Consider the following 24224-nt stretch of genomic DNA (forward strand, 5'->3'; position numbering starts at 1 on the left):
GCGCCGCCAGACGGCTGGCGCGGCTGATGTCCTGGGTGTAGATCGAGGTCGCCAAGCCATACTTGGTGTCGTTGGCCATGCGCACGGCTTCTTCTTCGGTGTCAAAGGGCTGGATGTGGCAGCAGGGGCCGAAGATTTCTTCGCGCACGACGGTCGCGGTTTCCGGCAGGCCGGTCCAGATGGTGGGCTGCACCCAGCAACCGTCCTTCAAGTCGTCCGGCATGTCGGGCACACCGCCGCCAAAGACGATGGTGGCGCCTTCCGCTTTGGCCTTGGCGTAGTAGGACAGCACTTTTTTCTGGTGAATCTTGCTGACCAGCGGGCCAATCCTGGTGTCGGGGTCATTGGGGCGTCCCGGCTTCATGGTTTCGGCCTTTACCTTGAGCGCGGCCACGAACTTGTCGAAGATCGGGCGCTCAACGTAGACCCGTTCAGTGCCCAGGCAGACCTGGCCGCAGTTCTCGAAGACCGAACGGGTGACGGTGTTGACAGCGTTCTCGAAGTCGCAGTCGGTGAACACCACGGCAGCATTCTTGCCGCCCAGTTCCAGCGACACCGGACGGATGCCGTCGGCGGCGGCCTTCATGATGGCGGTGCCGGTTTTGGTTTCGCCAGTGAAGGTGATGCCGTTCACATCCGGGTGTGCGGTCAGCATGGCGCCGGCGGAATTCACGCCGAAGCCGTTCACCACGTTGTAGACGCCGGGCGGCACGCCGACCTGGTTCATCACCTCGCCCAGCAGCGTGGCGGTGCCGGGGGTGACTTCGGACGGCTTGACAACCACGGTGTTGCCGCAGGCCAGCGCCGGGCCGACCTTCCAGGTCATCAGCAGCAGCGGCAGGTTCCATGGGCAGACTACGGCAATGACGCCGCGCGGGGTGCGCACGCCGTAGCTGCGCGCGGTCTTGCCATCGTGGGTGCGCATTTCGAACGATTCGGTCGAGGCGTTTTTGATGGTGTCGGCAAAAAGCTTGAAATTGGCGGCGCCGCGCGGGATGTCGATGTGCGACGCCAGACTCAGCGGCTTGCCGGTGTCGGCAATTTCGGCTTGCAGGAAGTCATCGAACCGACGGTTTATCTCGTTGGCTACCGCATCGAGCATGGCGACCCGGTCCACCACCGACAACTGGCCCCAGGGGCCGTGCAATGCGGCCTTGGCGGCTGCCACGGCGGCATCGACTTCCGGCTGGCCGGCCTCATAGACGTTGCCGATCAGCGCGTTGTCGACCGGATTGCGCTTCTCGTAGGTCTTGCCGCTGACGTTGGTGACGTACTCGCCGTTGATGAAGTTCTTGAAGTCTTTCATATTTTTTTGCTCGTGAAGGGGTGCTTGGCTTTTCGCCCTTAGTTGTTCAATCCGATAGCCGTCAGCCCGGCGCGGGCGCAGGCTTCGTCCTGCTGCTCCGAGCCACCGGAGACGCCGATGCCGCCGATGCGCTGGCCGTTCTCGATCACCGGCAGCCCGCCGCCAAAAGCGACGAAGCGGGGCCTGAGCACCAGGCCTTCCCGCACCGCGGCGGAATGCTGCTGCAATGCTTCGGGCCACTGGCTCGTCGCCAAGCCGAAGCTCGCGGCGGTGTAGGCCTTGTCGATGGCAATCTCGACCGAATGCAGCGGCGCACCCGGCATGCGCAAAAAAGCCGCCAGCACGCCGGAAGCGTCCACCACCGCCACATTGACGCGCACGCCCAGGGCCTCGGCGGCTTGCACTGCCGCACCGATGGCTTGGTAGGCCGCGTGCCAGTCAATCGTTGGTACGCTGACGCTGAGCGGTCGCCTGTTCGCTTCCGGCTTCATGCTTAAAACGCTTTCACCACCGTGAAGCGAAACAAGTTGCCGATGGTCTCGGGGTTGCTGCCCGCCTCGGACCGGTACTCTTTATAGGCGGCGGCCTTCAGGAACACGCCGGCACTCAGGATCGGCAGCACGACCTCGGCGCCAATGGCGTGACGCGACGAGTTGTTGCCGGAGGCACCGGGGCCGCTGTCGTTGCTGACCTGTATCTGGTCGTAGCCGACCACGCCGACCTGCACGGTTTGCAGCATCTTGGCAATGCCCCACTCCACTGTGACCTGGTTGCCTGGCTTGAAGCCACCCGACTTCTCAGAGTTGGTTTCAAACCGCATCAACGCCGAGCCCGAGATTTTCTTGTCAGCGTCGAAGTAGTAAGTCGCCCCACCTGTGAGCATGGTCGATTTGTAGCCCTTGCCAGGGGCGGCGGGCGTTGAGTGGGTGGCGTTGTCGAGCCAGATACCGGCTGCGGCGACCGCATCCCAGTTGGCGCCGTGCCAGCCGAGAACGACAGGGCCGAGGTAAACGTCACCAATACCCGTGGTGCTTTCCGAGATACCGGGGGTGTTGAAAGTCAATGACGTGCGCAGCACCGGGACGATGGTCTCCATGCCGAAGTCCGCGCCCAGGAATTTGGTGTTTGAAATCCAGACCACTCGGTTGGCGAGTGCCACCACGGTACCGGTGTTGCTGCCGGGGATATCGTTGCGGGTGCCAGGTGCTTTCAGTTTTTCAATGTTGTAGTCCACCAGATAGCCGAGATAGTAGGTGCCGGGGGGCGGCACGCTGGCGGCCTGAATGCCTTCGACGCCCGGGACGTAGTGTCCGCCCGCAGAGGCGCTCAGGGCGACGACCAAGGTGGCCATCGCAAAAATGATTTTTTTCATGACTTGTTATTCGTTCCGAAAATTGATGCCCCAAAGTGAATGATATTCATGTGTACACCTCGGTGAACGACGACACCATCTCACCGGTGTGAAAGAAGATGCCGCTGCCCAAATGGTCTTCCGACCAGGTGGTGACGGGCCGGTCGCGCTGTGCCAGGTAGCCCAGCCCGGCGAAGGTTTCGTTGCGGTTGCCGCTTGGGTCAAAGAAGTAGATCGTCTCACCGCGTGTGATGCCGTGGCGCGTGGGGGCGACGTCGATTTTGGTCTTGGTCTTGCCCATGATGTCGGCGGCCTTCAGAATGTCGTTCCACGAATCGAGGTAGAAGGCAATGTGGTGCAAGCCCATGCGCGGGCCACCGACAAAAGCAATGTCGTGCGGCGTGGTGGTGCGAGACAGCCAAGTGGCGGCCTGCATGTCGCCAGCGGGGCCAACCAGGATTTGCTCGGTGAGGAAGAAGTCCAGTACTTCCATCACAAACCTGGTGTTCTCGGCGACTTTGTTGACGCCGGTCTCCGGATTCAGTTCGCACATCAGCAGGCAGTGATCGAGCCAGTGCGCGCCAGCACCTTTGATGTTGTCGGGCCACGGGTCCGGGTTTTGGGTGCCGACTTCGGTGCCGACGTATTCTTTCATCGCATACAGCCGCATCTCGTGGCCGCTGGGCAGCTTGAACTGCAGCATGCGGCCAGTCGACGGCAGCGTGCCTTCAGGGAGAAACTTAGTGGCGGTGCCGTAGGCTTGGACCCTCTTTTGCAGATCGTCCAGGTCGGCATCGTTCTCGACCTTGTAGGCCACATGGTTCATGCCGGCCTGGTCGGACGGGGTCAGTATCACCGAGTATTTATCCCACTCGTCCCAGCACTTGAGGTACACGTTGCCGTGCTTGTCCTCCATCGTTTTTTTCATGCCCAGCACGTTTTCATAATGCTTGAGCGCGGCGGCCATGTCCATCACCCGAATGCTGATGTGACCAATACGTGAAATACCCATTTGATGTCTCCTCGTTGTAGAAATATTTATGGATTTACCGTGAAGGAAAATCCTTTGCTGAACGGCTTTTCAAATTTGCCCGCTACCGTCAACTCAATGGCGGTGACGGGCGCAACACGACAGGCCAGCGTCAAGCCGTCTGCCTCTTCCTCGGCACTGACGTGCGCGCGGCTGATGGGGCCCAAGGGGCGACATTGCCCCTCAAGAACATGAACCTTGCAGACACCACAGCCGCCGTTGACGCAGCCCACCGGAATGCTCTTGCGGCCCAGGCGCAACATGCCTCGCAACAGACTCTCGTCATGCGCGCACAGAAAGGTCTCGTCGGTTTGCGTGACGTGAACGCTGAGCTTGGGGCGGGTGTCGAACAACATGGTGATGACTCCTCACACTCGCTTGAACAAGGGGCTGCGCGTCTGATTGGCATCGGCCGCCGAAATGAATTTTTCGGTATAGATATCGCGCTCAAACAGGCGCCCCTGCATCAGCGTGCTGATGCAGGCTTCAATCATGATCGGCGGTCCGCACAGGTAGGCTTTGCGACCACGAAAGTCGTTGGCGAAATGCGCTTTGGCGGCCTCGTGCACCATGCCGCGCGCGCCGGTCCAACCCGTGTCTGGTGGCTCATTCGAAAGCACCGGCACGTAGTCGAAGTTGGGGTGCTGCTCGGTCAGCGCCACGAACTCGTCGTGGTGGTACAGCTCGGCCTGGTAGCGCGCGCCGTTGACCAGCGCGATAGGGCGCGTGCAATCCTGCGCCAGCAAATCCAGAATCATCGAGCGCGGACTCGACAGGCCGGAACCGCCGGCCAGAAACAGGTAGGGCAGTTGCTCCGCCTGGTGTTGCGACTGGCGCACAAAAAAGCGTCCGTAAGGTCCGCTGAAGCGCACGTTGTCGCCGACCTTGAGCGTGTCATGCACCCAGCCGGTGGCCGCGCCGCCAGGCACGCGCCGGATATTGAGTTCGATCTCGCCACTCTGCGAGGGCGCACTGGCGATGGAGAAGGCCCGGCTCTGCGCCTCGCCCGGCACCACCAGGTTGATGTACTGACCGGCCTGGAACACTATGTGTTGAGGTGCGTCCAGTTCGATCCAGACGCCCTTGACGGTCGGCGTCAGATCGACCAGACGCGACACCGTGCCGCGGTAGTCCTGCACCGGCAGATTCAGGGCATCGGGCTCTTCCTCGATCTCGGCGTCGATGGTCACGTCCGATTGCAGCGTGGCGCAGCAGGCCAGGCACTTGCCTTCTTCGCGCTCATAGTCCATCAACGCAAAATTTGAAGCCGCGCCGTGATCGACTTCGCCCTCGGTGACATCGATCTTGCAAGTCGCGCACAGGCCATGGCAGCAGGCGTGCGGCAAGTAGATGCCGGAGCGCAGGGCGGCGTCGAGGATGGTTTGCCCCTCCTCGACCTCCAGCACCTGCCCGGTCGACTCAAAGGTGAGTTGGTAGCTCATCTGCGTCTCGTCAACTCAGTTGCACGAACCCTGCAGGCCGTTCAGGCCCGGGGTGCGAAAACGGATCACGTCCTTGTGACCCAGGCCGTTCTCTGCCAGCGATTTCTCGGCATCGGGCGTCCAGGTCTTGCCAGACTTGAACCATTCGGTTTTGTTCCAATCGATCTTTGCGAAATCCGGGTGCGCGCCAAAGAGGCGAGGAAGGCTGCCTGTGAGCATGTCGCCGAACTTCAGGGTCGGCGGCATCGGCACACAAAACGGGGCGCAAAACATCAGGTGGTTTTCCCAGCCGATGTAGAGCAGCGGCACCGGGAACTTGTCCACGGTGTCCTTCTGGATGAAGGGGTAGGGGCGAACAGAAGCAATAGCCATGATGAGTCGGTCTCCTGGAAAGGGCTCAGTTGCCGGTGGCGAGATCACGCCAGGCCTTGAAGTTTTTCTGGTCCTGCGAGCCTTCAAAATCAAGGTTGTCGCGGCCCATCTCGATGCGGTACCACTTGAGCACCTCGGCCAGCGGATCGAAGCCGGGCACGGTCGGGTCGGTATCAGGCGGGAAGCAATTGCCCTGATAAATCTGGTGCACCGGCAACCAGGCCTGCATATATTTTTCGGGCTCGTGGTCAAAGATATCTTTGCAGCCGTCGGAACAAAAGTGGTACTTCATGCCGCTGTAGTCGGACTCGCGGTAGCAGATCTTGGTCGGGTCGTCAGGCTCGGTGAAGACCATCGGAATCTGGCAGACCTGACATAACATCGGCAGCGTGCCGTTGTAGAAGCGCTCGCCTTCTTCCGCTTCTTTCGCCCAGTGCTCGAAGCGGGGCCGGTAGTGCTTGTCAAAGGTGTCGGGGTACTTGCTTGAGAGCCACTCCATTTCCGACTCGGTCGGCGTCCAGGTGTGGAATGCGGCCGCCGCGCCGTAGTTGTAGAAGGTGGACCAGGCTTGGTGCGACAAATGGTCCTTGTCCTTGCACGCTTGCGCCCAGCCCTTGGGGATGGTGATGCCGTAGCGTGCCAGGTCGGCAAACAAGGCACCGCCGTTGGCTTCGGCATAGGTCTCCCAGGCTTCCTTCCAGCTCATCACGCGCTTGGGCAGCATGTAGTCCATCATCATGGCCACCAGCGTCAGCACGCGGTAGCCGCGCCAGAACCATTTGTCGATCCAGCGCTGCACGATCGGCAGGTTGTCCGGGTCTTGCTCGAGGATGAACTTGATCATCTCCAGGCCCAGCGTCATGTGGCGCGCCTCATCGGACTGCGCCGAGAAACCGAACGCCATCGCCGCCATGTCGCCGTTGTAGGCGGCACCCGAAATGAAGGGAACAAACAACAGGTTGGTCAGCACGTATTCAAACGCAAAACCAATCGACACCATGAACTCAAACGGGCCGGCGGTGACGGCATCGTCAAAGAAGGACTTGGGTACCGACAGGTACCAGACCCGGTCGTTCTGGTGATGCCAGTTCTGGAAGCCGTTGTAGAACTTGTTGTAGTTCGACATCGAATGAATCTGCGTCTGCGAGTGGCGGATTTCATCGAGCGACTGCATCATGCAGGCGACGCGCGGGCCGGCACCGGCGAACTGGCGACCAACGTGGGCAAAGCCCCGGTGCGCCATATATTCAGCGGGCGAGATGCCGGTCATGAACAGCTTGAGCGCATTGATGTAGCGCGCATCGGTCACTTGCAAATGGCCGTTGTTCTGGTTGAAGGCGTCGATGATGGCGTAGAGCTTGCGTTCTTTTTCCGACTGGTATTTCCAGTAGGCGTCCATCGTCAGACGGAACGGGTCTTCAAACTTGTCCCAGTCATGGATCTTGATGCCCTCGTACTCCAGGTGCGGAAAAATGTCGTTCTTCTTCTGGTAACTGGGTTCCCAGTCGAGATCGCGCGTCAGCAGGTTGTAGCGATCTTTCAGGTTCAACTTCTTGTTGACTTTCATGTCCATGATTTGTCTCCGGTTGGCTTGTTAGGGCTCTATAGGAATAGGGTTTTGCTGTCAGTGTTTCCAGCTCAGCGTGAACTCGTCATCGGTCTCGTCGATGTGGCCGGTCAGCGTGATCAGGTTGATGTGCAGCTCTTGCAGATTGAACGGGCGGCCGATCTGCTCTTCCACCGATTCGCGGCGAATCACCATGGTGTCGGGGGCATCGACCTTGACCATGGCGGGCTGCATGTTGACCACGGCGTGCGGGTTGTCGGCCAGGATGGCGTCGACGATGCAGCGGGTTTCTTCGTTGCGCTGGAAGGCGATAAATACGTTGGACATAGTGGGTGCTCCGGTGCGATCAGGCGAGGAGGCCGGCCTTGGCCAGCCGGGTATCAAGGCGTGCGCCAACACGCGCCAGGGCAGCTTCACCCTCGGTTCCAAGCGCCATGCTGGCCAGCGGCTGCAGCGCCGTCAAGGCACGGCCACGCCAATGGGCAATCCACGCTTGCAACTGGGCCTTGTTTTCCGGGTTTTCGGCGGCTGCCACGCGCAGGCAGGCATCGACCCATTTGCTGCTGTCTTCAAACAACTCGGTTTGAAAGCGGGTCAACAGCGACGCCGTGGGCCCAGCCTTGTCATTGAGTGCCTGATCGACTTCTTTGTAAGCCAGGCCGAACAGCAAACCGTCCAGCGCGACGTGCTGGGCGACAAACATTTCAAACCAGTCCTTGATGACTAGCGTGTCTTCGACGTAGCGGCGCAGTTCCTGCCACTGCGGCTGGTCCAGCCAGGCTTTTTTGGCCGCCTGCACTTCACCCAGATCACCCAGCACCAGACCCATGCGGGTCAGGTATTGCGCCACGCCGAGCTGGTCCATACCCTGGTACAAGCACGGTTGCGTGATGGCGGTGCCAAAACCGTAGGCGCACATGGAGGCGCCGTTCATATTGGCGCCCCAGGCGACGTGCCGCAGCGGCACATAGAAGTCGAGCGCGGTGCGACGGGCGGTTTCGGCGTAACTCTCGGCCAGACCGCGGGTCTCAACGAATTCAAAATCCGCTTCGGCGGTTTCCTGCATGCGGGCGCGCGAGGCGGTGTAGGCGCCGTAATAGAACTGACGCGGGTCCTTCAAGGCGTACCAGTCTTTCATGGTGATGGCGGTGCGCGAGGCGTCGAAGATCTCGTGCTCCGGGTCCCAGGTCGGCCGGTAATGGAAGTTGGTTTCGGGCTGAACATCCATCGTGCCTTCGAGGTAGCGCGAGGCCGGCTTGTTGTCGCCGATGCGCGCGGCAATGTGGTCGAAGGTTTGCCGCAGTGGTTCGATGCTGACGGTGCGAAGGTCGATATGCATTTCAGTAGGTCTCCTCTTGGTTTTGGTCTGGGTTCAGGCCCTGTTGTCGTGACGGAGGTGCTGCTCGCGCGCAGCGCGCAGGCTCCAGTCCCATTCCTGCTCTTCAGGGCTTTGCACTGCGGCGAGGCGACCCTGGGTGGGGGTGACGCCGTGCATGACACAGAGCTGGTCAAACTGCGCCTGCGCCATTAACAATTCAACGAACAACTCGGGTTCGCCGACCGCAAATTCAAACTCGACCAGCCCATTGGCGTGCTGCTCAATGATTCGCACGAACTTGAGGCTGAGGTTGAAGTTGGGTGTGTTGCTCATGGTGTGACGGGTGTAATGAGCAGGACTTTGCAAGGAGCCTGCCAAACTTGGCCTCAGCTACTAAATTCTCGAGATTTGCGAGGGAAAACACCTATCTTTTGGATCCAAACTTTTGGAGCGTTGAGCAAGAAATGGTCTCTGCCAGGGTTTTCCCTTAGGGCTGTCAACCGTTGAATGGCGCGCTAAATTGAGCATTTGAAGCAGTCAATCCCGCTGGAATTAACCAAATGATTAAATGCAACGGTATGCCGGCTAAATTGGCGTAGCATGACAAGCTGAAAAAAATATCGAGAAAATGGCGTTTTGGCCTTATCCCAGAAGTGATGTTCCATGACTCTCAAATACCCGCCGGACAGTGATTTGCGCCGCCTGTTGCGCTTCGAGCCGGACAGCGGCGCCATCTGGATGGGCGACCGGCGCATGGTGCTGATGCACACCATGGCGCTGGCCGCGTTGCGCCAGGATCTGCTGAGTTCGATCGGCCCGGAACATGCGCGGCGCATCCTGACACGCATGGGTTACGCCTCGGGTCTGTGCGACGCTGAGTACGCCAAGAAGATGCGCCCGGGCGAGTCGCTGAAGGACAGCTTTCTGATCGGCCCGCAACTGCACATGCTGGAAGGCGCGGCGCGCGTCACGCCCGTCAAGCTCACGTTCGATATACCGGCGGGTCAGTTTTATGGCGAGTTCCGCTGGGACCATTCCTGGGAGGCGTATGCCCACCAGCAAAAATTCGGCGTGGTGGTGGAGGCGGCCTGCTGGACGCTGCTGGGCTATGCCAGCGGCTACACCAGCGCCTTCATGGGGCGACTGATCCTGTTCAAAGAAACGATTTGCGCGGCCTGTGGTGCCGATCATTGCCACATCGTTGGGCGACCGATCGAGCAATGGCCAGACGGTGAAGCACACCGGGTTTATTTCGGCGACGATTCGTTGGTTGAAAAGATGGAAATCTTGCAGCTGCAGGTCGAGGCGCTCAAGTCCTCCCTCGAACCGACCGTCCCGGTAGGCCGCCTGGTGGGCGCGTCAGACGCTTTTCGGAAGGCTTACACGCTGATGGGAAAAGTTGCCCAGACCCAGGTCACCGTGCTGCTGACTGGCGAAACCGGCGTCGGCAAAGAGCGCTTCTCCCGTGCCTTGCACGAACTCTCCGCGCGCAGCGCTGGGCCGTTCGTGGCGGTGAACTGTGCGGCCCTGCCGTCGGAGTTGATTGAAGCGGAGCTGTTCGGTGTTGAAAAAGGAGCCTACACCGGTGCCCATGCTTCGCGCAGCGGTCGCTTTGAACGGGCCGATGGTGGCACCTTGTTACTCGACGAGGTGGGTGAGTTGCCGTTGGCGGCGCAAGCTAAATTGTTGCGTGTGCTGCAGGAAGGCGAGATCGAGCGCGTCGGCGGCGAGACCACGCGCAAGATCGATGTGCGGCTGGTGGCCGCGACCAACATTGATCTTGAAGAAGCGGTGCGTGCCGGGCGCTTTCGGCGCGACCTGATGTACCGGCTCAACGTGTATCCGATCTGCATCCCCTCGTTGCGCGAACGCCGCGCGGATATCGAGCCTCTCGCGCAAAGCATGCTGGCGCGCTTCTCTGCGCTACACCACAAGCGGGTGGCTGGTTTTGGCGAGCGCGCGATGCAAGCGCTGCAGCAGCATGACTGGCCGGGCAACGTACGCGAGCTTGAAAACTTGGTCGAGCGTGGCGTGATCCTTGCTAATCAGGGTGGCATGATTGAAGTTGAGCATCTGTTTCCTAATCAGCCTGAGACGGCGCCCACCGGGCTGGACGCGCACGGCCAACTGGCCCAGCTGCCGAGCGCCGGTGATGACGAGTTGTGCGCGCGCATCCTTGAAAGCGGTCGTTCGCTTCAGGAGGTTGAGGCACAGTTGCTCGACTTTGCCGTGACGCGGGCCCGTGGCAACCTGTCCGAGGCGGCCCGACTGCTGGGGCTGACGCGGGCGCAACTGGCTTATCGGCAAAAGAGTCATCACGCCAAGGCTGACAGGGCTGACGCGGACCGACCACACGACTTAGGAGGCGTCTGATGCTCGCTTTGAATAATCATCTCAACCCTTACCATGAGTCTGAGAGCGCACCACCTCGCACGCTGGTGGAGCGGGCCTATCTGGGGCTACGTCGTGACGTGGTGTGCGGCAAGCTAAGCCCCGGCGAGCGGCTGCGCGTGGAGCATCTGAAGGACCAATACCAGGTGGGCGCTGGAACGCTGCGAGAGGCGCTCTCGCTGCTGGTATCGGACGCGCTGGTGACTGTGGAGGGGCAACGGGGCTTTCGCGTCGCGCCGATTGCACTGGAGGACCTGGAAGACCTGACGCGACTGCGGCTGCACATCGAGATCGAGGCGTTGCGTCAGTCGATCCGCCACGGTGATGCGCGGTGGCGAGAGAAGCTGCAGCGCGCCTATGACGAGATCTCGGCGGTCGAGCAGCCGATCCAGCCCGAGAGCCGGCAGCGTTGGGAGCTACTGAACATGCGCTTTCACGAGTCGCTGATCGAGGGATATGGGTCGCGCTGGACGCTGAACTTGCTGAGGCTGTTAGCGCGGCACGGCGAGCGCTACCGCTGCTACACCATGGCGCTTCCAGATTCTGCCCGCGATGTGCATGCAGAGCATCGCGAGATTTTTGAAATGGCGATGACTGGGCAGGAAGCTCGCGCAGCACTGGCGCTGGAAGCGCATATACGAAACACGCTCGACATCCTGCGCCGGGCGCAACGCCAGGGGATCGACGTGTTTCGCCGGGGCGATGCGGCGCTCGCGTCGTCAACAGCAGCTGTTGGCAAGGTGCCCCGGGTCCCGGGCCGTGAACAAGGGGTGGATGCCTGCTTATCCGGAAACCACGCGCCCGTCGACTAACTCGATAGTTCGATCGCACTGCGCCGCCAAACGCGGATCGTGCGTGACCAGCAGGCAGGCGCTCCCGTGGTCCTGGTTGAACTCGCGCAGCAGGGCAAAGACCTCATCGGCCGAAACCGTATCGAGGTTTCCAGTGGGCTCGTCAGCAAGGATCAGGCGGGGCCGCAGCGACAAGGCGCGGGCAATTGCCACGCGCTGCTGCATGCCGCCAGAAAGCTCACCGGGGCGCTTGTATTCGGCGCCCTTCAGGCCGACGCGGGCCAGCAGTTCGTGTGCCGTGGCTTCCGCTGCCGCCGTGGCAGTGCCGTGGGCAATGATGGACGGCAACAGCACGTTTTCCAGCGCGGTAAAGGCCGGCAGCAAGTGATGAAACTGGAACACAAAACCGATGGTGGCGCCGCGCAGTTTCGTGAGCCCGGCATCGTCGAGCGACTGGGTTTGTTGGCCGGCGATTTCCAGCGTGCCGAGCGTGGGCCGCTCCAGCAGACCGATGATGTTGAGCAGCGTGCTCTTGCCCGAGCCGGACGGTCCTTTGAGCGCGACGAACTCGGCCTCCAGCAGGCTCAGGTTGATGCCATGCAAAACCTCGGTCTCGACTTCCGTGCCGACGTTGTAGCTGCGGTGAATGTCGGTCAGGCGCAGGATCGGGTGGATAGGTTTGTTCATAGCTTGACTGCAGCGCTAACTGCGAATCGCCTGCACCGGGTCCATGCGCGCTGCGCTGCGCGCCGGAATCACCGCCGCAGCCAGCCCGACGCCGCAGGCCACCAATGAGGCCAGCACGACCAGCATCGGGTCGAGCTGCGCTGCAAACAGCGAGCTACCGTCCGGGCTCTTGAAAATGTGTGAGAACACGACCAGCAGCGCGTAGGCCAGCACCGATCCAAGCAGGGAGCCCACCAGCCCGACGAGACCGCCCTGTAGCAAAAAGACCGCCATGATGCGGCGGCGTCCTGCGCCCATGGCCCGCAAAATACCGATCTCGCGGCGCTTCTGCACCACGCTAACCACCAGCACGCTCGAAATACCCAGCGCCACGATGATGACGACGAAGCTGCGGATCAGGTTGTTCGAAACGGTCTGGTTGGACAGCGCATTGAGAAGCCCCGAGTTGGTCTGCATCCAGCTGTCCACGGTGAGATCGGTCTGCGCGCGCAGGGTGTCGGCAACCTGGTTGGCGCTGAACAAGTCCGTCAGCGTGAGGTCGATGTTGGACACCCCGCCGGGTAAATCCAGCAAGGTTTGTGCGAGCTTGAGCGTGACGAAAACCCAGCGGCGATTCAGGTCGCGGTTGCCCATGTCAAACAGGCCCGTGATGTCCAGCGTCTCGCTTCGGCCACCGGCGCTGGTCACGCGCAGCTTGTCGCCCACCGTTACCCCCAAATCCTGCGCCAGATCGATGCCGATCAGCGTATTGGTGCCCGTCACGTCAAAGCGGCCACGGGTCATGTAGTTGTCCATACGCACGACCCGGCGATAGGCTTCGGGTTCGACGCCCAGAATGGCCACGCTTTTGTTGCTGTTGCCGCGCGATGCGAAAGCTGGGCCGCTGACCACCGGGGACACCGCCAGCACGCCGGATGTGGCTGCCGCCAGCGCGGCTATACGCTCCCACTGATCGACGGAGCGCAGGCGTTGCTCACGCGGTTGCACCAGGGCCGCGATGGAGCGATTGGCGTCTGGCGTGAGGACGCGCTGTGTGAGCTCTTCGAGCGGGCGGATCACCACATGCGCCTGGGAGCCCATCACGCGGTCAATGATGGTACTTTGGAGTTGGTTGATCAGTTGAGTGAGAAAGATGATGACCGCCACCCCACCCGTCACGCCCGCCAGGATCAGTGCGCTCTGCATGCGGCCTTCGCGCAGAAAGCGCAAGGCCACAAGCAGCTCGAAAGGCATCCAGCGGGTCCATGAACTGGCGGCGGGACGGTGGTGGGCAGAGAACATGCGGAGGCGGCTCAGCGGGAGATGAACGTTGGCACTTCCATGCCTTTGTTGGCCGCAGCGGTGGGGCCGCGCCTCACCCGGTCACCGGGGGCGGCTTTTTCGGTCTGCGGAATAGCCTCATCACCTTCCTTGAGTCCGGCCACAATTTCCACGGCGCCCACGCCGCGCAGGCCGAGCTTGACGGGGACGCGCACGGCGAGGTTGCCTTGCAACACCAGCACCCAGGGCGCCTCCCGGTCGGCATCGCGCACGGCGCCTGAAGGCAGCACCATTGCGTTCTTTTTGGTCCCTCCCAGCAGTTCAACCGATACCGTCATGTCGGGCCTGAGAAAGACCGGCGGCTTGGGCACCGCAAGTCGCACCTCCACCGTGCCGCGCTGCGGATCGACAGCGGGTGCGATGTAACTCAGCTGCGCCTCGAACGACTGGCCAGGGTAGGCATCCGCCACCGCCCGGGCGGGCATGCCAAGCGACAGCGTACGCAGATTCTTTTCATCCACGCCCGCGTCGATGCGCAAGCCGCCTTGCGCCGCGAGCGTGAGTAGCACGCGGCCGGGCTGAGCCATGCTGCCGGGCTCCACGTTGCGGGTCAGCACCAGGGCATCGACTGGGCTGGTGATGGCCAGGCGCTCCAAACGGGCTTGTGTGATCTCGACTGCGGCCTCGGCCTGGGCCACACGCGACACTGCCAATACGCGCTCCACGCCGCTGGTCTGGTTGGCTTGCGCCTGTACGCGCGCTGATTCCAGCGCGCTACGGGCCGTGTCCAGCGCGCGTTGCGCGTCATCGAGTTTTTGCTGGGAAAAGAAGCCTTGCGCGACAAGGTCACGTGCGCGCTGGTACTCGCGCTCGGCGGACGTAAAAGCGGCTTGGGCCTGCACCACGGCCTGTGAGGCCACCGGTGCCGCGACGGTCGCCTGTTGGGTCGCGCGTCCGCGGGCTTCAGTCAGTGCGGCGCGGGCTTGCTGCATCGCCGCGCGGGCTTCGGCATCTGAAAGGCGGACGAGCAAGTCGCCCTTCTTGACGAGGTTGCCTTCTCGCACGCGCACTTCCACCACTGTGGCGGTGACTTCAGCGCCGATGTCCATGCGCGCCGGAGCATTCAGTCGCCCGGTGGCCACCACCGACTGCACGATGCCGCTGCGCGTCACCGGGACGACTTGCACGGGCGTGCCGCGCTGACCGGCCAGTACAGCGGCAGCAACCAGGGCCAGCACAACCAAGCCGACTGCGCTCCATTTGACAAGCGGTTTCATGCCGTGAGCGTGTGTGGCGCTGCGGTTTTACGAGTGCGCTGGTCGATTCCGATAAGGCCGGCTTTCACTCGGAAGCCGCTTGCGCCATTTTCTCGCTCTTCCAGTACACATCGTCGCCGCCGTTCATGCGGTTGAGCACGCGGGAGAGCACAAACATCAGGTCGGAGAGACGGTTGAGGTACTGGCGCGGCGTGTCTTTAAGGGCCTCTTCATTGCCCAACGCCACCACGGCGCGCTCGGCGCGACGCGCCACAGTGCGGCAAACATGGGCGACTGACGCAGCGCGGCTCCCGGCGGGAAGAATAAATTCCTGCAGGCGTGGCAAATGCTCGTTGTGCGTGGCCAGCGCCGCGTCGAGCGCCAGCACGGCCTCTGGCTTCAGCAACTCAAAGCCGGGGATGGAAAGCTCGCCGCCCAGATTAAATAACTGGTGCTGGATTTCGACCAACAAGGCGCGCACCTCCGGTGTCATCTCTTCACACAGTAATACGCCGACGTTTGAATTGAGTTCGTCCACCTCGCCCATGGCATGCACGCGCAGACTATTCTTGGAAACCCGGGTGTTGTCGCCCAGGCCTGTAGTGCCGTTATCACCGGTGCGGGTGGCGATTTGAGTCAGGCGGTTGCCCATGGTGTGTCCTTGTAGAGTGTCTTTTAGGTGTGAGCAGATTGTGCGTCACATCCGGCAGGGTTGCACCATGGAGACGTGGCGACTATCTCCCCGACACGGTTGGCGCCTTAAAGGCCGCCTGAAGAAATGGAAGCAAGGCCATCAGTCGGCGCTTTATTGCCGACCCCAACCTGCCCGCTCGGCTGAAAAATGACTGGCGACTCAAGGAACTGCAGCTCGCCATCTCATTTGGCGGCACCGCCGAAGGGTATACGAACCAGCTGGTGCATCAGAAACCCGAAGAAGGTGAAATGAGTGTGCGCGTCGAGGTACTGTCAAGGCCGAACTTACCCCCTGATCGCCGTCAAATAAGTCTGTAATCAATGTCCACTGAAAGTCGCACATGAAAGCCATTGGATACCGCCGGCCCGGCCCGCTGACCGCAGACAGCCTGATCGACATTGAGCTGCCTCGTCCAGAGGCGACGGCACACGACCTGTTGGTGGAAGTGCGGGCTATTTCGGTTAATCCGGTGGACACCAAACTCAGAATCGGTGCCGCGCCTGTTGCCGGCGAGTACAAGGTGCTCGGCTATGACGCGGTCGGTATCGTGCGCGAGGTCGGCACAGACGTCACGTTGTTTAAGGCTGGCGACGAAGTCTGGTATGCGGGCGCCATCGATCGCGCGGGCTGCAATAGCGAGTTTCATCTGGTGGACGAACGCCTCGTCGGTCACAAGCCGCGCTCGATTTCTGCAGCCGACGCCGCTGCGCTGCCCCTGACCGGCATCACCGCCTGGGAACTGTTGTTCGACCGCTTGCAGATTCCGTTGGCGGGCGGCGGGCAACCCAGCACTTTACTGATTGTGGGCGCGGCCGGCGGTGTCGGTTCCATCTTGATCCAGCTGGCGCGTCAGCTGACTGACCTGACGGTGGTGGCAACAGCTTCACGGCCTGAAAGCCAGCGCTGGGCCAAAGCGATGGGCGCCCATCAGGTCATTAATCACCGCGAGCCGATGGCGGCGCAGATCACCGACCAGAAGCTGCCACCCGTCCACCATGTCATCAGCCTGACGCAGACCGACAAATACCTGGCCCAGCTGGTCGAAATTCTTGCGCCGCAAGGCAAGCTCGCATTGATTGACGACCCGGGACCCTTCGATGCCCGACTGCTCAAGCGTAAAAGCCTGAGCTTGCATTGGGAACTGATGTTCACTCGCTCGCTTTATCAAACCACCGACATGCAGGCGCAGCACAAACTCCTGAACGAGTTGGCGAACTTGGTGGACCAAGGTATTGTGCGCACCACCGCCCAACAAAATCTTGGGAAGATCAACGCAGCCAACCTGCTGCAAGCCCACCGCTTGCTGGAAAGTGGCGAGGTTATTGGTAAAGTCGTGCTCGAAGGATTTTGACAAACCACGCGGCCCTGACCGCCTTGCGGTCTTGCACACTCTGTCTGGAATAAATTATGAGTTTCCTGTTTTCTCCCTTTGCGCTCGGCCCGCTTGCGCTGAAAAACCGCATCGTGATTGCGCCGATGTGCCAGTACTCTGCAGAGAACGGTAACGCGACGGACTGGCACCTGATTCATCTGGGGCATTTGGCGCTCTCAGGTGCCGGCTTGCTCATCGTCGAAGCGACTTCTGTCGCACCGGAAGGACGCATCTCTCCGGGCGACCTCGGGCTATGGTCGGACGAGAACGAAGCGGCCCTGAAAAAGGTGCTCATTGCCGTTCGCAAGTATTCATCCATTCCCCTTGGCATTCAGCTTTCGCACGCCGGCCGCAAAGCCTCTAGCCGCGTGCCGTGGGAGGGTGGCCAGTTGATCCCGCCAGGGCAAGGCGGCTGGCGTCCTTTGGCGCCCTCGGCTATCGCCTATAGTCCGGAGGAACCAGCGCCGGAAGCGCTCGACGACGCGGGGCTGGAACATGTGTTGCAAGCTTTTGTGCTGGCCGCGCAGCGTGCGTATCGTCTCGGCCTTGATGCGATCGAGCTGCATGCGGCGCACGGCTATCTGCTCCACCAATTTCTCTCACCGCTGTCGAATGCCCGCTCGGATGCTTATGGCGGTTCGCTGGACAAGCGCATGCGCTTTCCCCTCATGGTTTTTGAGGCGGTGCGGGCCGCGGTACCACCAAAAATGGCGGTTGGTGTGCGTATTTCTGGCACGGACTGGGTCGAAGGCGGCTGGGATGTCGAGCAAAGTGTCGTGTTTGGCCATGCCTTGCGCCAGCGCGGCTGCACCTTTGTGCACCTGACCAGCGGTGGCGTGTCGCCGCTGCAGCAAATTCCGGTGGGCCAGAATTATCAAGTTCCGTTGGCGGAGAGAGTTCGGACTGAGACCGGCCTACCGACCATCGCGGTCGGCTTGATCACCGAGCCGGAACAGGCGGAGGCGATCATTGCCGAAGGCCGTGCCGATCTGGTGGCGCTGGCGCGGGGGATGTTGTTTGACCCGCGCTGGCCTTGGCATGCAGCAGCGAAGCTGGGCGCGCAAGTGGAGGCTCCGCCCCAGTACTGGCGCTCCCAACCGCGCGGTTCGAAGGCGCTGTTTGGGGACGCAAAAATCGGTCAGCGCTGAAGCCTTCGGCAGGTCGAAACTCCGGCTTAATTGCCGCCGCGCAAGCGCTCGATCAAACCATTCAACTCATCCATTGAGGCAAACTGAATGGCCAGTTCGCCGACGTCTTCGCGACGGCCGTTGCGCTTCACCTGCTTTTTAATGCGGACTTCTACCTCAGCCATGAGCAAGTCAGCCAATTCTTCTTCTACGCGGCGGGTGTCGCGCGACTTTTCCTTCCCTGCTTTTTGCGGTTTAAGCGAGAAGTCGGCACCGATTTTCTTAACCAGGCTTTCAGCCTCACGAACCGACATTTTCTTGGCCGATATCTGATTGGCGGCGGTAATCTGCGTCGCGCGGTCTAGCGCCAGCAGTGCCCGTGCATGGCCCATGTCGAGGTCGCCAGCCATCAGCATGGTTTGCACCGGATCGGCCAGGTTCAGCAGGCGCAGCAGATTGGACGCTGCGCTGCGCGAGCGGCCGACGGCCTGCGCCGCAAGCTCGTGAGTGAGCCCAAACTCCTTTACCAGGCGTTGCAGGCCTTGAGCCTCCTCTAATGGGTTGAGATCTTCGCGCTGAATATTTTCAATCAACGACATCGCTGCAGCGGCCTCGTCGGGCACGTCGCGCACCAGTACCGGCACGCTGTCCAGCCCGGCCAGCTTGGCGGCTCTGAAGCGCCGCTCACCCGCTATGATTTCGTATTTGCCATCGTTTGCGCCGCTGTTTAAGCGTCGCACCAGAATCGGCTGGATGATGCCTTGGGCCTTGATGGATTCGGCCAGTTCGTAAAGGGCACCCTCGTCCATTCGAGTGCGCGGTTGATACTGGCCTGGTACCAGGTCGGTAAGCTGCAGCGTCGCCGACAGGCCGGGGCTGGTCGTGCTGCTGTTGGCATTGTCCGGGTCTGAGAAATCATTGACTTTGGGGCCGAGCAAAGCTTCGAGTCCACGTCCGAGGCCTTTGGGCTTTTTGGTAACCATAATTTGTCTTGTCTTTCTCAGTTCAAAGTGGCAAAGCCTGGCGCTTTAGAAAGCCGGAGAGCGATCAGGGCGTCAGGCGGATGAGTTGCAGCAGCTGCTCGTAGGCGAGCGGCCAGTCCCCCAAGCCGCTCTCGCCATTAAGGTGGCCGCGTGGGCCAGCGTCTACAAAATCAGCGTTCCAGGCCGCCGCGAAATGTCTGGCCCGTTCTGGCGTGCAATAAGGGTCGTCGCTGCTGGCGAACAGTACTGTTTTAAAGGGTAGCGGTTGCAAAGGAATCGGCGCCCAGCTGGTTAGCCTCTGACGCATCTCGTGACTTTCTACGTCGGGGGGGGCCACCAGCAATGCGGCGTTAACGCGATGCAAATTTTGGGACCGTGAAGCCCACGCCGCCACGTTCATACAACCCAGGCTATGGGCCACCAACACGGCCGGTTCATCGCAAGAGAGCAGGACATCTTCGAGCCGCGAAATCCAGTCGCCACGCAGTGGCCGCATCCAGTCGTGTTGCTCCACGCGCGTGTAGCCCTGCGTGCGCTGCCAGCGGCTTTGCCAGTGGTCGGGGCCGCTGTTTTGCCAGCCCGGAAGAATCAGTACGTTGTGTGGTTTCATTTATTTGCAATGCTTATGTGCTATTGTTTTAATAGCTAGTTATGCAAGGCGCACCTAACACACAGCCATTATTCTTATGCGGAAAGAGAAATTTACATGCCCTTGATGCGTTCGACCATTTCTTCAGCAAAAGTCACAAACGCCTGCGCCCCTTTTGAGGCAGGGTCAAACACGACGCCTGGCAAACCGTAGCTGGGCGCTTCGGCAAGACGCACATTGCGCGGAATCACGGTGTTGAACACTTTTTCGGCAAAATGCTCCTTGAGCTGGTCGCTAACCTGCTGCTGCAGCGTGATACGCGGATCAAACATCATGCGCAACAACCCAATGATCTGCAAATCCTTGTTGAGGTTGGCATGCACCTGCTTGATGGTGTTGACTAGGTCCGTCAGCCCTTCGAGTGCGAAGTACTCACATTGCATGGGGACCACGACGCCATGCGCAGAGCAAAGACCATTGAGCGTGAGCATGGAAAGAGACGGGGGGCAGTCGATCAGCACAAAATCGTAGTCGTTGTCGACCACAGCCAGAGCCAGCTTGAGTCGCTTTTCGCGACGCTCAAGCTGGACCAACTCGACCTCGGCACCGGCCAGTTCCCGGTTCGCGCCCAGCACGTCATAGCCACACCCTGCCGCGATTAATTTTTCACTCTTCACGCAGGCCTCGGCAATCGTTGCCGACTCGATCAGCACGTCGTACACCGTGAGCGCCAGCTTGCGCTTGTCCACGCCCGAACCCATGGTGGCGTTTCCTTGCGGGTCGAGATCGATCATCAGCACACGTTGACCAATTTTGGCCAAGCCTGCTGCCAGATTCACCGTGGTGGTCGTCTTGCCCACTCCGCCTTTTTGGTTGGCAACGCAGAATATTTTAGCCATGGATGATTTAATTGTTGTTTTGTAAAATGAAAACTTCGAACCAAACTTATTTGCTAAGCGCCAGCTTGAGGCCAAAACCGATAAGAAATACGCCGGCACCTTTATGAAAGGCGGTTGAAATTCTTGGGTTTGCCCGAAGCTGCCCAGCCAGATAATGGGTGATCAACACTGCAGTTAGCCCGTACAGAAAGGTGAGCCCCGCAATAGTTGCAGCCATCACCCCGAAAGTTTTGAACCCTTGATGCTGGGCCGGATCCACAAACAGTGGAAAAAAGGCCAGATAGAAAACAATGGCTTTCGGGTTGAGCAGGGTAATTAACAGCGCCTGTCTAAAGTAGTGTCGCGGTTTGATGTTCAAAATTGGCGCATCGCCGGATTTGGTTTTCAACATTCTGATGCCTAGCCAGATCAAATAGGCTGCGCCCAGCCACTGCACAGCACGGAAGGCTGCGGGATAGGTGGTCATCACAGCCGATACGCCTGCCACAGCCGCCCAGAGCAAGACCTGGTCGCCTGCGATTACGCCGAATGTAGCTGCCAAGCCGCCGGCGACGAAGCCCTTGCTGGTGGAGGTGATCAAAGCAAGGTTGCCGGGTCCTGGAAGGGCCAGGAAAACGAGAACAGCGACGATAAACGCGCCGTAGTCGGTGACGCCGACAAATGAGCCCAGCATGGAATTTCCCCTGATATCGAGGATTCGAGTTTACGACAGAGGTGTAGCTAAACCACCACCAAAGCGGGTTTTGTTTGTGCTTTAGCTACTGTGAAGCCGTCGCCCGCATCCATAAAAGACAGCGCTCGGCATCGAGACCGGGAACCTGCAACTGTTCCACGTGAAACATCTCAACGGTTGGAGGAAGGACAGTCAATTCCGCAGCGGGGTATTTCCCCTTCATGGCCATCCAGACGCCATGCTTTGCCAATGCGTTGGCGGACCAATTAGTGAAATCGGCCAGCGAGGCAAACGCGCGGGAAGTGATTACATCAAATGGGTGCTCGATGTTTTCTACCCGTGCGTGCAGTCCGGCGAGATTGGGGAGTTGCAAGGCTAGCCCCACTTGTTTAATAAAGGCGGCCTTTTTGGCCACGGTATCGACGCATGTGACATCAACCATCGGACAGCAGATGGCGATCACCACGCCAGGTAAACCCGCCCCCGAGCCGACATCGAGCAGGCGACCGCCACGTTCCAGACCGACTTTTTGCAGATATTGTCGTAGTGGCGCAATGACCGCCAGACTATCCAGCAGATGATGGGTCATCATCTCGGCGGGATGGCGCACAGCGGTAAGGTTATAAACCTGCGTCCATTTAGCGATCAATCCTTGAAAATCCATCAGTTGATTGATCTGCTGTTCGCTCAGATCAAGCTGCAACGCCTGCAATCCCGCTAACAATACCGCGCGGAGATCTTGTTCAGCGGCCTGCATCAGCCGGCAACTTCTTCAGCGGAGGACACCGGAAGCGTGTTCTTCCATAAATTCTTTTTCAGATGCACCAACAGAAGCGATACCGTCGCAGGCGTTACCCCCTGAATTCGGGAGGCAATGCCCAAGGTTTCGGGTCGGTGCTTGGCCAAGGTTTGCCTGGCCTCAAAGCTCAATGCCGATACTTGCAAGTAATCCAGATTGGCGGGCAATTTGAGATTCTCGTAATGGGCGGCACGCTCAACCTCGATCTTTTGCTGATCGATGTAGCCCGCGTACCTTGCCGTGATTTCGATTTGTTCAATCACGCTACGCGCCAAGCTCTCAGGCAAGACTGTTTCACGTGAAACAGTCGTCGGCGTGCCAAGAATATCGGGGTTGGCATATTTCCCCTCGCTCAATGACATCAGCCCTGCATAATTCACGTCGGGCCGGCGTAGTAAATCGGCCAGATTGTATTCGCGCTCAATCGCTTTCCCCAACACACGCTCCGCTTCTGCCGCAGGCAGGTTGTTGGGATTGACCCAGATGGACCGCAGCCGCTCTGTTTCACGTGAAACGGCATCGCGTTTTCGGTTAAAAGCATCCCACCGCTCATCGTCAACCAGGCCTAGTTCCCTCCCCTTTTCGGTCAGACGCATGTCGGCGTTGTCCTCGCGAAGCATCAAACGGAATTCCGCCCGACTGGTAAACATGCGGTAGGGCTCGGTCACGCCCTTCGTGATCAGATCATCGACTAAAACGCCCAAATAGGCTTCGTCACGGCGAGGGAGCCAGGCTTCCCTGCCTTGACATTGCAGCGCGGCATTGATGCCCGCGAACATGCCTTGCGCCGCCGCCTCCTCATAACCGGTCGTGCCGTTGATTTGTCCGGCGAAAAACAGACCGCCGACGGCCCGCGTTTCAAAGCTGGCTTTCAGCGCGCGGGGATCAAAGTAGTCGTATTCAATGGCGTAACCAGGCCGCAAAATGTGGGCGTTTTCCAGGCCCGATATGGAGCGCACCAAGGCGTATTGAATATCGAAAGGCAGGCTGGTTGAGATGCCATTCGGATAAATCTCATGGGTCGTGAGACCTTCGGGCTCCAAAAAAATCTGGTGGCTGGCCTTGTCGGCGAAGCGATTAATTTTGTCCTCCACACTCGGGCAATAGCGGGGCCCTACGCCGTCAATCTTGCCGGTGAACATGGGACTGCGATCAAAACCAGAGCGGATGATTTCGTGTGTGCGCTCGTTGGTATGGGTAATCCAGCACGGCATCTGCTGCGGATGCGCAATGGCGTTTCCCATGAAGCTGAACACTGGAACTGACCCCCCCACGCCGCCTGGCATACCGTCACCAGGCTGCACAGTGCATTGGCTGAAGTCGATCGTGCGCCCGTCGATACGCGGTGGTGTTCCGGTTTTCAAGCGACCTTGAGGAAGTTTAAGTTCTTTCAGGCGGGCGCTGAGCGACACTGCCGGCGGATCACCCGCCCTGCCCGCCGCAAAATTGTTCAAGCCGACATGAATCTTTCCGTCCAGAAAGGTTCCGGCTGTCAGGACTACCGTGCGGGCGCGAAACTTGATGCCGATCTGAGTCACTGCGCCGGTCACCCGGTCACCTTCCACCATCAGGTCATCGACAGCCTGCTGGAACAGCCACAAGTTAGGCTGGTTTTCCAGCTTGCGGCGAATGGATGCCTTGTATAAGACACGGTCGGCCTGGGCACGGGTAGCGCGCACAGCCGGTCCCTTGCTGGAGTTCAAAATCCGAAACTGTATGCCGCTTTCGTCGGTCGCGAGCGCCATTGCCCCCCCCATGGCATCCACCTCCTTAACCAAATGGCCCTTGCCAATTCCGCCGATAGACGGGTTGCAGCTCATCTGGCCGAGCGTTTCAATATTGTGTGAGAGCAGCAAGGTCTTGCAGCCCATGCGAGCGGCAGCCAACGCCGCCTCTGTGCCGGCATGACCGCCACCGACCACGATCACATCAAATTCTTGTGGATAATACATTTGAAGCCTCTATCAATTCAGTGTTGAAGCGGGTAGCGTGTGCCGCCTAAACCCGACGCCGACTGGCGTTAACAAACAACTCGATCTGCACCGTACCAATATGCAAAAATCTCGCGTCCGGCAGGCGGTTGGCCTTCTTCTTTTTATCGAATGCGTTCCTAGCCGGCTGCCCGGCACCACCAGCATGGCGCGAAACACGCGCAGGTCGTCTGTGTGCGCCAAATTATCGTTGGCACAGAGATTGGTGGAAAGGCCACTTAAAGACGGCATAGGCATGTTGGCAATTTTGGGCAGCCCTATATTTTAGTGATTTAGGGAAACCCTGTGAATCAAATCCTAAGCGACCGGCTCCGAACTTCTCCCCC

The 24224-nt window shown here is 60.0% G+C and carries 25 protein-coding genes; 4 read left to right on the top strand and 21 right to left on the bottom strand.

What is annotated here, in order from left to right; translation table 11 throughout:
* From HHJ16_RS02055 to HHJ16_RS02105, 11 genes are all read right to left on the bottom strand, one after another.
* A partial coding sequence (locus HHJ16_RS02055; protein ID WP_293640257.1) for a 2-hydroxymuconic semialdehyde dehydrogenase occupies positions 1-1306 on the bottom strand: 1306 nt, incomplete at its 3' end.
* Positions 1307-1344: 38 nt separating this feature from the next.
* Entirely contained in the window at positions 1345-1797 is a 453-nt protein-coding gene (locus HHJ16_RS02060; protein ID WP_293640258.1) for a heme-binding protein, read from the bottom strand.
* Positions 1798-1799: 2 nt separating this feature from the next.
* The gene (locus tag HHJ16_RS02065; RefSeq protein WP_293640260.1) at positions 1800-2678 is read right to left on the bottom strand and encodes a transporter; all 879 of its coding nucleotides are present in this window, start codon (positions 2676-2678) and stop codon (positions 1800-1802) included.
* A 46-nt stretch (positions 2679-2724) separates the two neighbouring features.
* Positions 2725-3669, bottom strand: coding sequence for a catechol 2,3-dioxygenase (locus tag HHJ16_RS02070; RefSeq protein ID WP_293640262.1), 945 nt, complete (start codon positions 3667-3669; stop codon positions 2725-2727).
* A gap of 26 nt (positions 3670-3695) precedes the next feature.
* Positions 3696-4043, bottom strand: coding sequence for a 2Fe-2S iron-sulfur cluster binding domain-containing protein (locus HHJ16_RS02075; protein WP_293640264.1), 348 nt, complete (start codon positions 4041-4043; stop codon positions 3696-3698).
* Between the two features lie 12 nt (positions 4044-4055).
* Positions 4056-5129, bottom strand: a complete 1074-nt coding sequence (locus HHJ16_RS02080) for a phenol 2-monooxygenase domain-containing protein (RefSeq protein WP_293640266.1) — start codon at positions 5127-5129, stop codon at positions 4056-4058.
* 15 nt (positions 5130-5144) lie between these two features.
* Positions 5145-5501, bottom strand: a complete 357-nt coding sequence (locus HHJ16_RS02085) for a phenol hydroxylase subunit P4 (protein WP_293640268.1) — start codon at positions 5499-5501, stop codon at positions 5145-5147.
* Positions 5502-5526: 25 nt separating this feature from the next.
* Positions 5527-7074, bottom strand: a complete 1548-nt coding sequence (locus HHJ16_RS02090; protein ID WP_293640270.1) for an aromatic/alkene/methane monooxygenase hydroxylase/oxygenase subunit alpha — start codon at positions 7072-7074, stop codon at positions 5527-5529.
* A 51-nt stretch (positions 7075-7125) separates the two neighbouring features.
* Positions 7126-7395, bottom strand: coding sequence for an MmoB/DmpM family protein (locus tag HHJ16_RS02095; RefSeq protein WP_293640272.1), 270 nt, complete (start codon positions 7393-7395; stop codon positions 7126-7128).
* A 19-nt stretch (positions 7396-7414) separates the two neighbouring features.
* Positions 7415-8407: an aromatic/alkene monooxygenase hydroxylase subunit beta gene (locus HHJ16_RS02100; RefSeq protein WP_293640274.1), complete on the bottom strand. Its 993-nt coding sequence runs from the start codon at positions 8405-8407 to the stop codon at positions 7415-7417.
* A gap of 33 nt (positions 8408-8440) precedes the next feature.
* Positions 8441-8719 (bottom strand): phenol hydroxylase subunit, encoded by a 279-nt coding sequence (locus HHJ16_RS02105; protein ID WP_293640276.1) that lies wholly within the window; start codon positions 8717-8719, stop codon positions 8441-8443.
* A gap of 330 nt (positions 8720-9049) precedes the next feature.
* Here HHJ16_RS02105 and HHJ16_RS02110 point away from each other — a divergent pair, with 330 nt between their 5' ends.
* The gene (locus tag HHJ16_RS02110) at positions 9050-10759 is read left to right on the top strand and encodes a sigma-54-dependent Fis family transcriptional regulator (protein ID WP_293640278.1); all 1710 of its coding nucleotides are present in this window, start codon (positions 9050-9052) and stop codon (positions 10757-10759) included.
* Complete coding sequence (locus HHJ16_RS02115) at positions 10759-11589, top strand: GntR family transcriptional regulator (RefSeq protein WP_293640280.1); 831 nt, start codon at positions 10759-10761, stop codon at positions 11587-11589. The genes HHJ16_RS02110 and HHJ16_RS02115 overlap by 1 nt, the downstream gene beginning before the upstream one ends.
* On the opposite strand, the gene HHJ16_RS02120 is transcribed toward HHJ16_RS02115, so the two are convergent.
* From HHJ16_RS02120 to HHJ16_RS02135, 4 genes are all read right to left on the bottom strand, one after another.
* Positions 11560-12255, bottom strand: a complete 696-nt coding sequence (locus HHJ16_RS02120; RefSeq protein ID WP_293640282.1) for an ABC transporter ATP-binding protein — start codon at positions 12253-12255, stop codon at positions 11560-11562. The genes HHJ16_RS02115 and HHJ16_RS02120 overlap by 30 nt on opposite strands.
* A gap of 15 nt (positions 12256-12270) precedes the next feature.
* The gene (locus tag HHJ16_RS02125) at positions 12271-13536 is read right to left on the bottom strand and encodes an ABC transporter permease (protein ID WP_293640284.1); all 1266 of its coding nucleotides are present in this window, start codon (positions 13534-13536) and stop codon (positions 12271-12273) included.
* An 11-nt stretch (positions 13537-13547) separates the two neighbouring features.
* The gene (locus tag HHJ16_RS02130) at positions 13548-14792 is read right to left on the bottom strand and encodes an efflux RND transporter periplasmic adaptor subunit (RefSeq protein ID WP_293640286.1); all 1245 of its coding nucleotides are present in this window, start codon (positions 14790-14792) and stop codon (positions 13548-13550) included.
* Positions 14793-14856: 64 nt separating this feature from the next.
* Positions 14857-15423, bottom strand: coding sequence for a cob(I)yrinic acid a,c-diamide adenosyltransferase (locus HHJ16_RS02135; protein WP_293640288.1), 567 nt, complete (start codon positions 15421-15423; stop codon positions 14857-14859).
* A gap of 382 nt (positions 15424-15805) precedes the next feature.
* Between HHJ16_RS02135 and HHJ16_RS02140 the strand changes: the two genes are divergently transcribed.
* Both HHJ16_RS02140 and HHJ16_RS02145 read left to right on the top strand, forming a co-directional pair.
* Entirely contained in the window at positions 15806-16816 is a 1011-nt protein-coding gene (locus HHJ16_RS02140; protein ID WP_293640290.1) for a zinc-binding alcohol dehydrogenase family protein, read from the top strand.
* Between the two features lie 56 nt (positions 16817-16872).
* Positions 16873-17985 carry an NADH:flavin oxidoreductase/NADH oxidase gene (locus HHJ16_RS02145; protein WP_293640292.1) on the top strand — a complete coding sequence of 371 codons (1113 nt, stop codon included), beginning with the start codon at positions 16873-16875 and terminating at the stop codon, positions 17983-17985.
* 26 nt (positions 17986-18011) lie between these two features.
* Here HHJ16_RS02145 and HHJ16_RS02150 read toward each other — a convergent pair whose 3' ends face one another.
* From HHJ16_RS02150 to mnmG, 6 genes are all read right to left on the bottom strand, one after another.
* On the bottom strand, positions 18012-18947 hold the full coding sequence (locus tag HHJ16_RS02150; protein WP_293640294.1) for a ParB/RepB/Spo0J family partition protein: 936 nt from the start codon (positions 18945-18947) through the stop codon (positions 18012-18014).
* A gap of 64 nt (positions 18948-19011) precedes the next feature.
* Positions 19012-19557 (bottom strand): alpha/beta hydrolase, encoded by a 546-nt coding sequence (locus tag HHJ16_RS02155; protein ID WP_293640296.1) that lies wholly within the window; start codon positions 19555-19557, stop codon positions 19012-19014.
* Between the two features lie 92 nt (positions 19558-19649).
* Positions 19650-20435, bottom strand: a complete 786-nt coding sequence (locus tag HHJ16_RS02160) for an AAA family ATPase (protein WP_293640298.1) — start codon at positions 20433-20435, stop codon at positions 19650-19652.
* Positions 20436-20481: 46 nt separating this feature from the next.
* Positions 20482-21108, bottom strand: coding sequence for a LysE family transporter (locus tag HHJ16_RS02165; RefSeq protein ID WP_293640299.1), 627 nt, complete (start codon positions 21106-21108; stop codon positions 20482-20484).
* Between the two features lie 85 nt (positions 21109-21193).
* Positions 21194-21865: a 16S rRNA (guanine(527)-N(7))-methyltransferase RsmG gene (gene rsmG, locus HHJ16_RS02170; protein WP_293640301.1), complete on the bottom strand. Its 672-nt coding sequence runs from the start codon at positions 21863-21865 to the stop codon at positions 21194-21196.
* Positions 21865-23859 carry a tRNA uridine-5-carboxymethylaminomethyl(34) synthesis enzyme MnmG gene (mnmG, locus tag HHJ16_RS02175; RefSeq protein ID WP_293640303.1) on the bottom strand — a complete coding sequence of 665 codons (1995 nt, stop codon included), beginning with the start codon at positions 23857-23859 and terminating at the stop codon, positions 21865-21867. The genes rsmG and mnmG overlap by 1 nt, the downstream gene beginning before the upstream one ends.
* Between the last annotated feature and the right edge of the window lie 365 nt (positions 23860-24224).

The sequence above is a fragment of the Polaromonas sp. genome (assembly GCF_012927485.1).
Taxonomy (GTDB): domain Bacteria; phylum Pseudomonadota; class Gammaproteobacteria; order Burkholderiales; family Burkholderiaceae_C; genus Polaromonas.